Below are 14428 nucleotides of genomic sequence, written 5' to 3'. Positions count from 1 at the left end.
TAACTTTAAGTAACCATTAAATTATTTAGAGATAGACAGCAGATAGGGCCTATATTGTACACAATCCCGTACACAGGGAGGAGTCAATATGGGCCTTTCTTCTTTACACCTACCAGAGAATCTTCAGCAGTCTTCCGCTGGTCCCATATATTTCAGATATCGTGTTCCAAATGATATCCAGCCTGTTCTCAACAAACCTGATTTAAAATATTCGCTGAAGACTCATTCTCCCTGGACGGCAAGACAATATCTTGCACCTTTCCTTGAGTACCTCCAGGGAGTCTTCCATTTTATTCGTACTGCACGGGACAAAGCCCCTTAATGTTTGCTTTCTTATCGGCTCAATTGATATAACATGGATAGCACAAGCAAATGCTGTCCAATGATTTGTTTCTAACATCAATTTTGAGAAGGATGCATATTTTTCTATGTCCTATTCGATGACTGCGAGACATAGTGATTACTATTCGCATATCTTTTTTGACTACAGAATTAATACGTTGACAAGATGTACACCCGTAACTTATTTTCCATCAGTTATCTTGATCAGTCACGGCATGTTTGCAATGTCTATGTATCAGATAATACTTGGAGCTAATCACCCCTTTTCACTATTTTCCCACTGCATCCCTGTATAATCCGATCATGGTTCTCTCATCTTTCCTAGAATACCTCTTCTTACTGTAACAAAGATGGCTTCACTGACAAAAACTGAGTCTATTATTCGTATTTCAAGTGATAGTGTAGAAATTAGCTGGGGTGATGCGCTGAACCAACTCCAGGGAATGAAGATGGTCCTTTTCACTCTGTCATCCATGTGGCATTGGTTGCAGGAACATTTATTTGAAATAGATTCTTTGTATGAGTTGACTGTTATCGCAGTTGTCGTTTGCATAGCCATCGTAATTCAAAAAAAATCTAGGGGGAGATTGCTTAAGCTTGCATCGAGTGAGTCATCCATTAAAAGCCATGCTTTACGTCGACTATATTCGTCGCTATCACTTGTAGTGTTCCATCTGTCGGTGTATGTGTTATTGCTGCTTTTGGTAACGATGACAAACATGTTGAACATTGACGATACGTTATTGACACTGGCTGCAAATCTGGCTGGCGCATGGGTGGTCATACGTGTAGTCACGTCCATTGTTTCTAATTCATTTCGAGTGAAGATACTCGCTCTTCTTCTCTGGAGCATTTCAGCGTTGTACCTTGGCGGAGTGCTCGGTGTTGTTGTTCGATGGCTGACAATTCATCGAGTTGATGTCAGTAGCCTACATACTAATATGCTGGATATTATTGGTACGATTTTTCTAGTTGTATTTTTTTTATGGCTCTCTGAGACAGCAACGAAATGGATTGATCGTAAATTAGAAGCAGAAAATGATGTTAGTCATTCGGCTCGACAACTTCTTGTCTTTTTCGTTAGAGCAGTTGCATGGTTTTTAGTGGCGGCGATAGCACTCGATCTGCTCGGATTAGATATAAGTGTTTTAACTATTTTCTCAGGCGCATTTGGGCTAGGTTTGGGGTTTGGTCTAAAAAATGTATTTTCAAACCTCGTGTGCGGATTAATTCTGTTAGTGGATAAAGCCGTCAAACCAGGAGATGTAATAGGTTTAGGAGGTTATTGGGGCGAGGTAAAAGCGGTAAAATCACGCTATACAACTGTAATGGCAAGAGATGGAGTCGAGCATATTATTCCTAATGAAAAACTCATCACCAATGACATCACTAACCTTACCCATTCGTCATCTCAGGTTCGCATTGGCATTCCCGTTTCGGTCTCGTATCAAACAGATCTTCAAAAGGCTGGTCAGATTCTGAAAAGCATCAGTATGGAATGTGTTCGCGTATTGAAGCTGCCGACGCCGTCTGTTCGGATCACGGAACTCGGCGACAGTGCAATTAACATGGAACTTCGTATTTGGATAGCAGACCCTGAACGTGGAGTAGGGTCAGTTCGAACGGAAATCTATGAAAAAGTTGTCCAGCGCTTTCAGGCTGAGGATATAGATATACCATACCCACATCTACAATTATTGGTGGACAGATAAGAGGAGATGCTCTCCTGAATAATGGTTTAATTCATTGTTTGTTCATACATCGCACTATCAAAACACCAGGTAAAAAATCGTCTGATATTATGTCCTACACTGATACGACGGCATTTTATCCGTATCCGCTTGACGGGTGTATTTAACTTCGTTGCATCACACGTTGCAATCGCTCGACGGAAGACAAATCACGAAGACTACAGGTTCAACAATTTGGCTCGATAGTTGAAAAGTAGTACCACCTCCGACCTCCGACACCAAATTTCTTTCCAGCTGTGTACTGCCGCTGCCAATGCAAATATCTATATTTTAAGAAGCTGATGCCTGTTTACATTCGAAGAAGGACTGTTCAGGGTTGATACGTCCAGACACCCTGCTTACTCCCTGACCTTCGCTGCAGTAAGTTTACACCGGAGTGATGAAACGTTTTTTAACGATGCTCATAGCAATGTATGCTTCTTTTTTAAATCTTCATAAACAAGCGTGGAAACCTGTCTGATTACGCCGCCGCGGGACTGCATCCACTGTTTGTAATTAGACGGACGGGAGCTGCGCTCAATAATGCCGACTATCGCATATGGGAACCTTTCACTATTTTTAGTTTTAGGGGCAAGAATTCCCATATCGCCACAGAGATGGGCAGTGGTTCCTGTCTTATTGTAAACCAGCGTCCCTTGAGGAATAGGTGTCCCATAGTAAAGTCTATCTCGGCCGGGGAGAGACATGAGCCGACGTATTTCTTTGCTATTGGGAAGCTCTTTGTTCCATAGAGCTCGAAGAAAGCGTATATAATCTGATGGGAGTGCTTTGTTGCGGTAAGTACGCCCCCCTTGGGGTATATATTCAACGATATGAAGTTGTTTGAACAGGTTGCTGTAATGGCGTGTCAATAGCCTTTGACACGTGGCAGGGCCACCTATCTGCCGCATGACCCAATTTGTTGCTGAATTACTGCTGCGTTGAATCATGGCCTCCATTTTTCTCCTGCTTTCAGGACCATATATCAGTCTACCCTGACGAACCTCGTGAAAAAAAGCAAGTGCAAGAAAAGGCTTAATCATACTTGCCGCTTGAAACGTTTGGTCGGCATTAATATCAACCAGGCTGATATCACGGTTAAGGTCATAAACCATCCAACCGGTTTTTTCGTCACCACGAATTTTACCTTTCTTGCGTAACTGCTTGATGTACCTCTCAATTTTCTTTTCGATATGGGAATTAGAGGCTTTACTAAGTTCAGCAGTGGTTTTGGGTGGTTTTGTAACTGGAGCTATGGCTTCCGGGGTTAATGCCTTGGCAGCATTTCCATGGATAGCGACCTTTAACTTTTCAGGTCGCAATACAACCAGCGAAGGAGTTTGTTGCGCGGTAATTGTCGGAAGCACTGCAATCTCTTCATTTTTGCTTGCTGGTTGTATCTCTTCCTCTCCATGGAGATAAGTGGACTCTCCATAGACGACCTGATTGTTGAGTTCCTCCGTGATGGTTGTTTTTATCCCTTTTTTACGAAGCAAACGACCGTGCCGCTTGGCCACGACCAAAGTCGAAGAACGATCTCCGTTCCGACGGTAGACCAGCATATAATTCTCTTTCTCATCCTGTTCGATATAGAGATCTTTTCCTACGGATTTCCCAAGATATGTATATATTATTTGATAGTTTTTTTTCATGGCGTCCAAGTTGGGTCCATAGCCGTAACTGACATTAAATAGCTCATGATACCCCTTGTCCTGGACGGCAAAAGCCTGGTCCAGTCCAGCTTCCTGCAGGACTGCGCCATGCTTGACGATCACTTTAAGGATAGCCTGGAGCGAGGCGTTGCAGTCATAAATCACACCATACTGATTGTCTCTTTTTACAATTTTAAGGTGCTTGCTGGTATCCGGCTCAAAAAGTGTTTCCAGTTCCTCTTTATAATCAAGGACGCTGTTGAGGTCCTTGTCCCAGACAAAGACCAGGTCATATTTCTGTGTATCTGCTTTAGCTTGGTCTGTCGAAACCAAGCTCATAGTACAAATAAGCGCGAGGAGTGGAATAATACGAAAGAAAAAAGACATGATTATTATAAATATTGAGTTGAAAGCGTAGAGGATGCGTTTTCTGTATACATCAGAGTATACCAGATCAGCCTCTGATGTAAATTCATTGCCGTATAAAGGGTAACAGATGGTTAGCATTATTGATAACGAAATACAATTGGTCTTATAAAAAAGAACCAAACTCATGTAGTCGATAGCGTGGCCATAGCTACAGAGAGCATATTGTCGATTAGCCTGGATTTCTCATCAGTTCAGGCAGCGCCAGTTTCAAAGTTTTTGGCAATGAATCATAGTAGCCTATATTCATTGCCAAAATACTGAAGAAAATGGTGCTGGATGGACTGACCTTTGGTGAACATTGTGAAAAACTTTCAACTTCATCTTAGTTTGTATAACATATAAAGATTGTTTGTAATTTGACAGGTTGACACAATGTTCATGAGAAATTCGGGTTAGTTCCTCATTGGACGAGATATAGCCGCTTGTTTATCATGATTGTATTGTCATCGAGGTCAACCAGGAGAAGCGAGTAAAAAAAAATAGTAACTATTTAGCAACGCCCCACGCTTACCTTCACCCCACCCACTAGGCCTAATAAACTAATAATATTAAAAATATACCAACGATATCGATTTCGCCCACCCTACTTATTTCATTTTATATGGATCTGATTTGATTAAAATGTCTAATTATCGTCTAATAATTCGGAATACATGTTTTCAAAATCAACTAATCTATTTGTGGGCTGAAGGTATCTAGGGGAAATATGAGTGTTACTGGTGAAAAATCAATTTTAAGGCCGGCCAGATTAAAAATAATCTGTATCGGCCTGATCCTTGGCTTTGTATTTGCTTGTTCCTCCGGTTATCTTGCCAACCAATACATGGGCGAAACGAAAAAGCAAAGACTGATTTCTCTCAAACAGGCTGTTCAGATTGCCAGAAATTCCATTGAACCGATACTCGTAGACTACCGTAATCAGAAAATATCTAAGGATAATGCTCTTCAACAGGTTCGCAACTTCATTAGAACGATGATCTACAATGACCATACTGGTGAAAATTACATTTTCATGAGCTCCTATGACGGAATCATGCTGGTCCAACCCTTTGAACCTGAAAAAGAAATGACTGATATGTGGGACTTGAAAGATGCCCATGGCGTTTACATTATACGAACTTTAATAAATGTTGCAAAATCACCAGAAGGGCTAGGGTATGTATCGTATCATTACCAAAGACCAGGAGAGGTATCTGCTCAAGAAAAAATTTCCTATATCATTGGTATTACTGAATTAGATTGTTACATCGGCACCGGCCAGTATATGACAGATATTCGTAACAGCCAATTCAGCTATGTCATTAAAATAGTTGGCTTAACTTTTATTTTACTGAGTCTTACTTTCGCTTTGGTATGGGCTTCAATGAAAGAAATCCACATACAAAACATGATGTTGCACAGAGCGGAACGTGAGCTTTCAGCGATATTTAACCATACCATTCAGTTTATCGGAACACTTACACCTGAAGGCATATTAACCAAGGTTAATCGTTCTGCTTTGCGGTTTATAGCCAAGGGCGAAACAGATGTACTTGGAAAGCCCTTTTGTGAAACTCCCTGGTGGCAAGGAGAAGAATTAAAAAATCGCTTACACGAAGCAATCGACGCCAGTTCAAAAGGGAAATTCTGCCGTTTTGAAGGTATTCATAAAAATGATAAACAAGACGCAATTAACGTAGACTTCAACCTCTCCCCTATCTGTGATGAAAAGGGAAATATCATTTCACTTCTGGCAGAAGGCAGGGATGTAAGCGAACAGACGAAGGTCAGAAACGATTTGGTAAAAGAAAAAGCATTTTTTAATCATCTCATTGAAAGTCTACCCGGTGTGTTTTTTCTGTTTAAGCTTGAAGGTAAACAATATGTAATGAAAAAATGGAATGAGCAATATGTGAAAATACTCGGTTATTCTCCAGATGAATTAAAAGATGCTCCCATCACCACCTTTGTCGATGTTGCTGATATTCCAACTTTAAACAGTGCTATAAAACAACTCCTTAAAACCGGGAACTTAACCACTCAATTTTACACCCAAACCAAAGACAACAGATTGATTCCGATTTTATACATGACTCAACATATAGAGTACTTTGGTGACAGTTATATTGTCGGCACAGGGATCGAGCTGACAGAAAAGATAAAAGCTGAGGAAGAAAAAGAGAAGCTCGAAGCCATGCTCGCCCAATCCCATAAAATGGAAGCCATGGGGACGCTTGCAGGCGGCATCGCCCATGATTTCAACAACATCTTGTCTGCTATATTAGGCTATGCGGAACTGGTCCAGAAAAGGCTTCCCCCTGATGATTACACGAGAAAGATGCAGAGCCAGGTTGTAAATGCAGCACTCCGTGCAAAGAATCTGGTGAACCAAATTCTTTTGTTCAGCAGACAATCAGAACTGAACAAAAAACCTATTCAATTAGATTTTATAATCAAGGAAGCACTAAAACTTATACGATCATCTCTTCCCACGACGATAGAGATCAGACAGGATGTTCCAAAAGATTCCGGGACAATCCTTGCAGATGCAACACAGATCCATCAGATTATCATGAACCTCTGCACCAACGCCTATCATGCAATGAGGGAGTCGGGCGGAATTCTGAACGTTTCTCTAACTGAACGAACAATATTGAAAGAAGATTTTACATATTCTGAAGTGGCACTGTCCCCAGGAACGTATCTGAGACTGGAAGTTAGTGATACAGGGTACGGGATGGATAGAGCCACGCTCAGCAAAATCTTTGATCCTTATTTTACCACCAAAGAAATCGGGGAAGGAACCGGACTTGGGCTGTCTGTAGTGCACGGGATAGTACAAAACTGTGGTGGAACAATTAAGGTTTACAGTGAACCAGGCCAAGGAACCAGTGTATGCATTTTCTTTCCCAAAATCGACAATGATATCCAAAACAAGGCCGAACAACCGGATACTGTCCTACAGACTGGAATTGAACGAATCCTCTTAGTTGACGATGACCAGATGATTGTGGACCTGATGAGAACATCATTAACAGATCTCGGGTATCAGATATCAGCATTTTCAAACAGTCAGCAAGCGCTTCATGCATTTAGTGCCGCACCAGAAAGCTTTGACCTGATTATCACAGACATGACCATGCCCAAAATGACCGGAATGGATCTAGCAAAAAAAATATTGAGTATCAGGCAGCAAACACCCATCATACTGTGTACAGGGTACAGTGAATTAATCACTCGGGAGAAAGCCGATGCCATCGGCATCAAAGCTTTTTTGTCAAAACCAATACTGCGTGAGGAATTGTCCAGAACAATACGGGAGGTTTTGGAAGATAAAATATAGGATCTCGACTGCAAATGCTGTGTACGGTCTGTCACTATTTTCCCTCTGGCAATAAAACGAGAATTCTTCTGATCAAACTTGCGCCTCTGTAAATATAATGCTCCCTTGCCAACGGGGGCTCGCATACAGACAAGACTTTCAGTGAAGGGAATATGAAAATGTCTCGACCTTCAATATGATAACCTTAACCTTGGCCGATATGAAACCTAATTTAAAGTGGGTCTACCTGCTGATGATTTTGCCCCCCTTTTTCTGGGCGGGAAATGCAACCCTGGCCAGGTTTATTGCCGACCAAATTCCACCGATCACCTTAGCTTTCTGGCGCTGGACCATCGCCTTATCGGTATTGATCCCATTCACGTGGTCCTATGTAAGCAATGACTGGCCCGAAATAAAAAAAGGCTGGAAAACCATTCTTCTGCTCGGGTTGCTAGGTATTGCTTCATTCAATGTTCTTCTCTACACGGCAGCTCACACGACCACAGCTATTAATATTTCACTTACTCAATCCATTATGCCGGCTATTATTGTCCTGATCAGTTTTCTTCTGTTTGGTGATCGTATTACGTTAAGGCAGATGTTTGCCATCGCTCTTTGCGCTGGCGGAGCCGGCTATATTATTATACGGGGCGACATGCAGAGACTGAAGGATCTGGAATTTGTAATCGGCGATCTGATTATGTTGCTGGCAATTATTCTTTACGCTACTTACACAGCTCTGCTACGCAAACGGCCGGATATTCACCCACTGAGTTTTTTAACCGCGACTTTTGCTGTTGGTGTTGTCTTCCTGTTACCACTTTACCTTTGGGAAATACAATCAGAGCCTCCCTGGGTAGTGTCACAATCGGTTATTCTCAGCCTGATTTACTTTGCGTTCTTTCCATCCATTCTTGCCTACTTATGCTGGAATCGGGGGATTTACGAAATTGGCGCAAATCGCGCTGGTCTCTATATCAATCTACTGCCACTTTTTACTGCTCTACTGGCCATGATTTTCCTGGAAGAGCGTTTTCAGACCTATCATATCGCTGGAATTTTTTTCATTTTCTCCGGCCTGTTGCTCTTTAATTTACCCTTACAGCGCAAAAAAGGCTAATCGTCGTTTAAGGTTAGTCCCTCTTTACCCCAGGGTATTGTGTCCAAGTTCTATTTTAAGCCTGGACAGCACATACTCTTTACAGACCTCATCACTGAACGTAGGGTTGAAATTTTAGACTCTTCCCGGTCCTGATTCTTAGATATCAAAAATGTTCACGGCCGGGGAGATTGCTCATTCAGGCACATCCTTGTTTCCATGGCCATACCATATTTAACATTGCCGAAACAGGCAATCAGTCCCCTCTCTCCTTCTCCAACGAAAGATGCGCATTCAGGTCAGCACAATATGCATCTCTTGTAACAGGTGTATCAAGGTTCATTATGCAGGTATAATTCCAGCATTTTTTCAAAAGCATTTCTTCTGTTTTGAGAGCATGTACCGCTGCATGAAGATTATCAGCCACTCCAACGTGAAGAGCATTTACCTTGAATCCAGCTCGATGACCACGCGGATGCATATACGTAACAATAAAAATACCGCCGGTTTCAGGAAGCTGAGCACTTTTTGGATACACCTCAAATGTATAGGTCTTTCCCGATAATCCGGTAAACTCTACATGATCTTCTACAAACATTTTTTAGTCATCCTGTATTTGCTATTTGGTCGGTAATATGTATATGTTCTTTTTCCGCAGCGGTGCAACACATGGGTACGCATGACAATAAGCTCAATTACTGCGGAAATTGCAATCCCTTTCAATGGATAAAACTCCTTTTAATCAATTATTTATGAGAGTTCTCAGTTTCAAAACTGTGACGATTACGTTTGATGGATATGGAGTTATTTGAAATCAGAGACTTCCTCATTCAATACCCGCCTTTTGATACTTTGCCTGTTGAATCTGTAAATTGTGCAGTGTCGTCGATGGAGGTTGCCTATTCCCAGGCAGGCAGTGATATCTTGCGCTATGGAGACAGGATCCATCATCTTTATGTGATTCGAAGTGGTGCTGTCGAAATATACCAGAGCAACGGCAAGTTATATAATCGCCTTGCACAGGGGGATCTGTTCGGTCAGATGGGATTGTTGATGAACAATCTGGTTCGGTTGCAAGCAAAAGCAATTGAAGACACGCTGGTTTATCGTTTACCTGAAGATATTTTTCATGATTTTTGCTCGAAAAACGAAGATTTTTCAGACTTTGTAGAACTTGAAAACAGTACCCGGCTACATCAGGCCGTCACTACTGTCGGCGATAATGATCTGACAACAGTCAAGGTGAAAGACCTGCTCACTCGCGAACCGGTTATAATGCCCGGCAAGACCACCATTCAGCTTGCCGCTCAAACAATGGCAGAGGAGAATGTGCCTGCGGTCATGGTTGGGGAAAAAAGAAGCGAGTTCGAAAAAAAAACCGAAAAAAACAGATAATCGGTATCCTGACGGATAGGGATCTTTGTATTCGTATTCTGGCTTCCGGGCTGCCGTACGATACTCCAGTAGCCGAGGTTATGACAACATAGCTGATTGAGCCTTGATCATAACGCATATGTGTACGAGGCCATGCTGATGATGTTACGATGCAGTATCAAGCATCTTCCCATCATGAAAGACAGGTGGCCTGTTGGTGTCATAGAATTAACCGATATCGTTCGTTATGAGTCACAAAACAGTCTGCTGTTGGTGAACTCTATCTTTCAACAACCTTTGGTCGAAGATCTTGAAGCATTGTCCCACCAGGTAAAAGACAGCTTTGTCCGCATGGTCAATGAAGACGCCAATTCTCATATGGTTGGCACCGCAATGGCCGTTATCGGCAGAAGTTTTGTGCAGCGACTCATTGAATTGGCCCAGGAGCAATTGGGCCCTCCTCCTTTTCCTTTTTTTTCACGTTTGGATCCATGGCCCGGGATAAGCAGCTGTTTGTTACTGACCAGGATAATGGCCTTATGCTTGTTAACGCATACAATCCCCAGGAGCACGGCGCCTACTTCAGCGACATTGCGGAATTTGTATGTGACGGTTTGGCCAGGTGCGGATATTATAAATGCGCGGGCGACATAATGGCAACAAACCCGGAATGGAGAGAAACGCGGGCAGAATGGCAGCACTGCTTCCGCGACTGGATCGAAACAACCGGCAGACGCAGGTCCATTGGCAATTTAAGACGGATGATGCGCGGATAAAACTGAAAAGACTTTATCCGAACATTTAGATTGTACTGTGACTAGTTACCTGGTGATATTACTTGTGGCCAGCAAATCAAGAATGTTTCCGGCAACAAGACGGTCCTTTTCCCGCTCTGAGACCTTCAGCCGCAAGACTTTTTTTAATTCGTTTTTTGGATCGCCAAAGGGAAAATCCGAACCAAAAAACAATCGCTCGGTACCATAATGGTGAATATAATCCTGCATCTCATGTGATGCGGCTAAAGCGGTGTCGGCATAGACATTGGGCAGTGCCCACAAGCCGTTAGCCTTAATGGCTTCATAACCACCATTGAGGCCGCCCAGGTGAGGAATAATAACCTTGACCCCTGGGGCAATCTCTTGAATAAAGCAAAGGGTATTAGCCAGCTCCTCTTCCAATACCACCGGCATATTCCGTCTCCTGATTTCCTCCACCGCCTTTTCACACAATTCACTGGTATAGCGGTACTCCGGCTCATCATCGTGGCGATGCCATTTGATCCCCTTATGTTCCATGGTTATCTGCTCAACTGCAAAATCGTTCCAGATAAAGAAATAAGGGAATACCTGAAAATCATCTGTACCGATATACAAGAGATATTCGTTGGCACGCTGCCGTCTTTTCTGCCAATAGACAGTATCTTCAAACTGATAATCCCAGCGATCATAGATCTCGGCAACAGGAGGAAACATAACAGCTCCTGTAATACCGGAACCGCTGCTATAGTCTAGGTAGTCCTGCAAAGCCTGTGGTGGAGAATTGTCCTGAATACCGCAGTGCACATGCGCATCAATAATCATTTTTTCCTCCGCATAATTTAATTGTAGCAATACCTATCTTGAGCCTGAACCCGGTAACAATATTTTTTCAAGACACCCCCAATTAATAAAAGAAGAAGGTAACTATTCAGCAAAGATCTAAAAACTGTCAATCTACCCCGAAATGTAACTGTTCAGCAGTGCTCCAAATGTTCACAAGCTGACCGATTAGCTATACATCGGTATGCTGAGCGGGCAGATCGTGGAGAGAGGTAAGCGCAGACTCCGTGGGGTGCTGCTGAATAGTTACAGAAGAAGAAGCAAGCGGAATCCATAAATCAAGCCGGCCAAATGCCCAAGAGGATCTTTTGCCCAGAGCCATGGAACGTAAGTCACCATTGAGAAGCAAAAGGTCGGCCAGATTTTCCTGAAAAATTGCCCCACATACTCAACAGGCATCTCATCGGGTAAGATGGCATAAAACCTGCTTTCCATTTTCAGAATCCACGATTGAAACCTTTGCCTATCTTTAGCCACACCGCCTGTATTATTCTTGTCAAAAAAGTATAAACTGGATAGGCTATCCCACTGAACATATGAGATTATTTACATTGAACTCTACAGTACGCTATCTGCTTTTCACAAAAAACGACTAAAAAAGCTGAAGGAAGTTTATGAAAATGTGTGCAAAAATCATCCTTTTTTTATTTTTTTTGCTGCTTTCGACCTCTGTCTATGCGGGAGGAGGTGGCCCGGAATCACATGAAGCCGCTATTAATTTCCCACCAAGCTTTGCAAGTTATCATGATGCTGATATTGTCGGCATAGGAGCTATTCTTAAACATCGCATCAGCCACACCCCGTTTAACCTGGTGGCCAGTCTCATTTTTCTGGCTGCTATTATTCATACATTTCTAAGCAGTAAATTCCTTTATTATGCGCATAAGTGGAAGGCAGAGCATCAAAAAGAGATCGAGTCTGGCCGTGCATCAGAAAGCTCTACCCATCTGCTTGCAGAGCTCTTTCACTTTCTTGGAGAAGTTGAGGTTATCTTTGGTCTCTGGGCAGTGGTGCTTACTGCTGCTGTTATTTTCTTCTATGACTGGCATACCTTTGTCAATTATATAAGTGGCGTCAATTACACAGAGCCGATGTTTGTGGTGGTTATCATGACGCTGGCATCCTCCCGCCCTATTCTGAAACTATCGGAAAATATTATGAGCCGAATAGCCGGAGTTTTTCAGGGTACATTGGCGGCGTGGTGGTTAACTATCATGACCTTGGGGCCAATCCTGGGTTCTTTTATTACAGAACCGGCTGCCATGACAATTTCTGCGATGCTATTGGCACAAAAATTTTATGAATTAAAACCAAGCAATAAATTTAAATATGCCACCATTGCCCTGCTTTTTGTCAATGTCTCGGTAGGAGGAACGCTTACCCATTTTGCCGCCCCACCGGTACTCATGGTCGCGGCTTCCTGGGATTGGAATCTTCCCTTCATGTTCACTACTTTCGGCTGGAAGGCTGTTATTGGTATTCTCATATCCAACACCATGGTCTTTTGGGTGTTTAAAAAAGAAATTGCCGGCCTGGAAAAGAACTTTATGCTCTCCCTGCTCAAAAATGAAATCAGGGAAAAATATATCCACAGCGATTTTCTTAAACAAGATTTAAAAATGGCTGAGGAGCGCATAGGCCATGATTTACAACAAGAGTTTGAGCGAATTAAGAGTACTGCGAAAGAGTCTACCTTAACAGCGTGTAACTGCCTCGACAACACAGATTGTACTCTTCTTGAAGAAACCTTTGAACAGGAATTTGAAGACCTCAAGACCCAGCAAATGTGTGTCTCTGTACCAGGGTTACTCCCCAGAGACAAAAGACCAAAGCTTATCGACCCCAACTGGGATAAACGTTGCGGTGATGTTCCGGGTTGGATTACGGCCATCCATGTGGGCTTTATGGTCTGGACTATTACGACTGCCCATTACCCGGCAATATTTGTATCCGGCCTGCTCTTTTTTATAGGCTTTTCCCATGTTACATGGCCTTTTCAGAACACGGTTAATCTCAAATCACCTATACTTGTAGGCTTTTTTCTGGGTGGCTTGGTCATTCACGGCGGACTGCAGGGGTGGTGGATAGGCCCTGTGCTTGGCAGCCTGCACGAACTGCCTCTGATGCTGAGTGCAACCGTGCTTACAGCCTTTAACGATAATGCCGCCATAACGTATCTGAGTACCCTGGTCCCCGGTTTTACCGATAGTCTGAAATACGCGGTGGTAGCAGGTGCAGTTACCGGAGGTGGACTTACTGTAATTGCAAACGCCCCGAATCCAGCAGGGCAGGCACTCCTGAAAGATTACTTCAGCAACGGTATATCCCCGCTACTCCTGCTAATCTACGCTTTTGTACCGACACTGGTTATGGCTCTCTGCTTTTTACTTTTATAGACTCGATAAGAATACATCCGGGTTGACAAGCTTCCCGGGTGTTACTTGAAGGCCCGGATCTGCCCTACTAATCGCGGCTTAGTGGAAAGATGTTGACTTTGGTCCGGGAGGATTTTCTACGTACTCTGTGCTAAAACCTCATCAGGAAGTATACGTCATGCCGGCCAATACTGAGCAAAGCAAACCTTGGCAGTTTGTTATACTCACCGATAAAAGCGAAAAGAGTTTGAAGAACACCACTAGATATCCCTGGTCAATTTTTTTATAGTACTCCCAACTATTGCCATTCCTCCATCAAAGTTATCTGATATTTCCCTGTTATTACTCTCACCGGCAAAACCATTCAAAAAAAAAAGCTGCATAAGTTTACCTATAAATAGTACCTAAATCCTGCAGATAGTTGAAAAGAAATCATGAAAATGGCAATATCCTTAAAGTGTTAACGACCAAATTACCACAATAAGGAGTCACCATTTCCATGAAGAAAAAACAGCATAAACGATCTGC

The 14428-nt window shown here is 42.8% G+C and carries 11 protein-coding genes; 7 read left to right on the top strand and 4 right to left on the bottom strand.

What is annotated here, in order from left to right; translation table 11 throughout:
* Positions 1-88 precede the first annotated feature (88 nt).
* Together JWH17_RS24660 and JWH17_RS14750 are read left to right on the top strand one after the other, a co-directional pair.
* Positions 89-322, top strand: a complete 234-nt coding sequence (locus tag JWH17_RS24660; RefSeq protein ID WP_369125061.1) for a DUF6538 domain-containing protein — start codon at positions 89-91, stop codon at positions 320-322.
* A gap of 370 nt (positions 323-692) precedes the next feature.
* Positions 693-2054, top strand: coding sequence for a mechanosensitive ion channel family protein (locus tag JWH17_RS14750; RefSeq protein WP_205223398.1), 1362 nt, complete (start codon positions 693-695; stop codon positions 2052-2054).
* A gap of 440 nt (positions 2055-2494) precedes the next feature.
* On the opposite strand, the gene JWH17_RS14745 is transcribed toward JWH17_RS14750, so the two are convergent.
* On the bottom strand, positions 2495-4063 hold the full coding sequence (locus JWH17_RS14745; RefSeq protein WP_205223397.1) for a serine hydrolase: 1569 nt from the start codon (positions 4061-4063) through the stop codon (positions 2495-2497).
* Between the two features lie 796 nt (positions 4064-4859).
* On the opposite strand from JWH17_RS14745, the gene JWH17_RS14740 reads away from it, so the two are divergent.
* Together JWH17_RS14740 and JWH17_RS14735 are read left to right on the top strand one after the other, a co-directional pair.
* Positions 4860-7475 carry a cache domain-containing protein gene (locus tag JWH17_RS14740; protein ID WP_205223396.1) on the top strand — a complete coding sequence of 872 codons (2616 nt, stop codon included), beginning with the start codon at positions 4860-4862 and terminating at the stop codon, positions 7473-7475.
* Positions 7476-7674: 199 nt separating this feature from the next.
* Positions 7675-8574, top strand: a complete 900-nt coding sequence (locus tag JWH17_RS14735; protein ID WP_205223395.1) for a DMT family transporter — start codon at positions 7675-7677, stop codon at positions 8572-8574.
* Positions 8575-8809: 235 nt separating this feature from the next.
* On the opposite strand, the gene JWH17_RS14730 is transcribed toward JWH17_RS14735, so the two are convergent.
* Positions 8810-9151, bottom strand: coding sequence for a hypothetical protein (locus tag JWH17_RS14730; protein ID WP_205223394.1), 342 nt, complete (start codon positions 9149-9151; stop codon positions 8810-8812).
* Positions 9152-9345: 194 nt separating this feature from the next.
* Here JWH17_RS14730 and JWH17_RS14725 point away from each other — a divergent pair, with 194 nt between their 5' ends.
* Complete coding sequence (locus tag JWH17_RS14725) at positions 9346-9948, top strand: cyclic nucleotide-binding domain-containing protein (RefSeq protein ID WP_205223393.1); 603 nt, start codon at positions 9346-9348, stop codon at positions 9946-9948.
* A gap of 470 nt (positions 9949-10418) precedes the next feature.
* Positions 10419-10703 (top strand): DUF294 nucleotidyltransferase-like domain-containing protein, encoded by a 285-nt coding sequence (locus tag JWH17_RS24885; protein WP_205223392.1) that lies wholly within the window; start codon positions 10419-10421, stop codon positions 10701-10703.
* 45 nt (positions 10704-10748) lie between these two features.
* Here the strand turns inward: JWH17_RS24885 and JWH17_RS14715 are convergent, their stop codons facing one another.
* Together JWH17_RS14715 and JWH17_RS14710 are read right to left on the bottom strand one after the other, a co-directional pair.
* On the bottom strand, positions 10749-11507 hold the full coding sequence (locus JWH17_RS14715; protein ID WP_205223391.1) for an amidohydrolase family protein: 759 nt from the start codon (positions 11505-11507) through the stop codon (positions 10749-10751).
* A gap of 190 nt (positions 11508-11697) precedes the next feature.
* The gene (locus tag JWH17_RS14710) at positions 11698-11847 is read right to left on the bottom strand and encodes a hypothetical protein (RefSeq protein WP_205223390.1); all 150 of its coding nucleotides are present in this window, start codon (positions 11845-11847) and stop codon (positions 11698-11700) included.
* A gap of 292 nt (positions 11848-12139) precedes the next feature.
* On the opposite strand from JWH17_RS14710, the gene JWH17_RS14705 reads away from it, so the two are divergent.
* Positions 12140-13921, top strand: a complete 1782-nt coding sequence (locus tag JWH17_RS14705; RefSeq protein WP_205223389.1) for a putative Na+/H+ antiporter — start codon at positions 12140-12142, stop codon at positions 13919-13921.
* Positions 13922-14428 lie beyond the last annotated feature (507 nt).

The sequence above is a fragment of the Desulfogranum marinum genome, assembly GCF_016918565.1.
Taxonomy (GTDB): Bacteria; Desulfobacterota; Desulfobulbia; order Desulfobulbales; family Desulfobulbaceae; genus Desulfogranum; species Desulfogranum marinum.
Note: the sequence above shows the minus strand (reverse complement) of the source record. Positions and strands in the feature narration are given on the sequence as shown.

Excerpts from the sequence above, each read along its gene's own strand:
- JWH17_RS24660 (WP_369125061.1), top strand. The coding sequence starts at position 89 with ATGGGCCTTTCTTCTTTACACCTACCAGAGAATCTTCAGCAGTCTTCC.
- JWH17_RS14750 (WP_205223398.1), top strand. The coding sequence starts at position 693 with ATGGCTTCACTGACAAAAACTGAGTCTATTATTCGTATTTCAAGTGAT.
- JWH17_RS14745 (WP_205223397.1), bottom strand. The coding sequence starts at position 4,063 with ATGAGCTTGGTTTCGACAGACCAAGCTAAAGCAGATACACAGAAATAT.
- JWH17_RS14740 (WP_205223396.1), top strand. The coding sequence starts at position 4,860 with ATGAGTGTTACTGGTGAAAAATCAATTTTAAGGCCGGCCAGATTAAAA.
- JWH17_RS14735 (WP_205223395.1), top strand. The coding sequence starts at position 7,675 with ATGAAACCTAATTTAAAGTGGGTCTACCTGCTGATGATTTTGCCCCCC.
- JWH17_RS14730 (WP_205223394.1), bottom strand. The coding sequence starts at position 9,151 with ATGTTTGTAGAAGATCATGTAGAGTTTACCGGATTATCGGGAAAGACC.
- JWH17_RS14725 (WP_205223393.1), top strand. The coding sequence starts at position 9,346 with ATGGATATGGAGTTATTTGAAATCAGAGACTTCCTCATTCAATACCCG.
- JWH17_RS24885 (WP_205223392.1), top strand. The coding sequence starts at position 10,419 with ATGGCCCGGGATAAGCAGCTGTTTGTTACTGACCAGGATAATGGCCTT.
- JWH17_RS14715 (WP_205223391.1), bottom strand. The coding sequence starts at position 11,507 with ATGATTATTGATGCGCATGTGCACTGCGGTATTCAGGACAATTCTCCA.
- JWH17_RS14710 (WP_205223390.1), bottom strand. The coding sequence starts at position 11,847 with ATGGCTCTGGGCAAAAGATCCTCTTGGGCATTTGGCCGGCTTGATTTA.
- JWH17_RS14705 (WP_205223389.1), top strand. The coding sequence starts at position 12,140 with ATGAAAATGTGTGCAAAAATCATCCTTTTTTTATTTTTTTTGCTGCTT.